This is a genomic window from Paenibacillus sp. 2TAB26, from assembly GCF_052115145.1.
Taxonomy (GTDB): Bacteria; Bacillota; Bacilli; order Paenibacillales; family Paenibacillaceae; genus Pristimantibacillus.
In genome coordinates, this window is record NZ_JBFRGC010000135.1 from 1 (window position 1) to 392 (window position 392).

The 392-nt window shown below is 52.0% G+C and carries 2 rRNA genes; both read right to left on the bottom strand.

The window, feature by feature from the left end:
• Positions 1–108: ribosomal RNA gene (locus tag AB4Z50_RS36225) — 23S ribosomal RNA — on the bottom strand; the annotation flags it as partial.
• 152 nt (positions 109–260) lie between these two features.
• Positions 261–377: ribosomal RNA gene (gene rrf, locus AB4Z50_RS36230) — 5S ribosomal RNA — on the bottom strand.
• Positions 378–392: the final 15 nt, after the last annotated feature.

Sequence of the window (392 nt, forward strand, 5' to 3'; positions counted from 1 at the left end):
TCGGATCAATGCCTGCTTACGGCTCCCCGGGGCGGTATCGTTGTTCGCCACGTCCTTCTTCGGCTCCTGGTGCCTAGGCATCCTCCGTGCGCTCTTACTAGCTTAACCAAATGCTCAGGTGATCGCTCACCTTCGCTTACGTAAAAACAGCTTTAAAGGATGTTTCAGCAATTCTTTTCTTTCGTTATCCAGTTTTCAAGGTGCAAAGTAAATCACAGCGGAGCCTTACGGCTGCTGCATAGGTGTAAAATATAACACCTGCTTGGCGACGTCCTACTCTCCCAAGACCCTGCGGTCTAAGTACCATCGGCGCTGAAGGGCTTAACGGTCGTGTTCGGTATGGGAACGCGTGGTTCACCTCCGCCATCGCCACCAAACGGATGACTTGACTT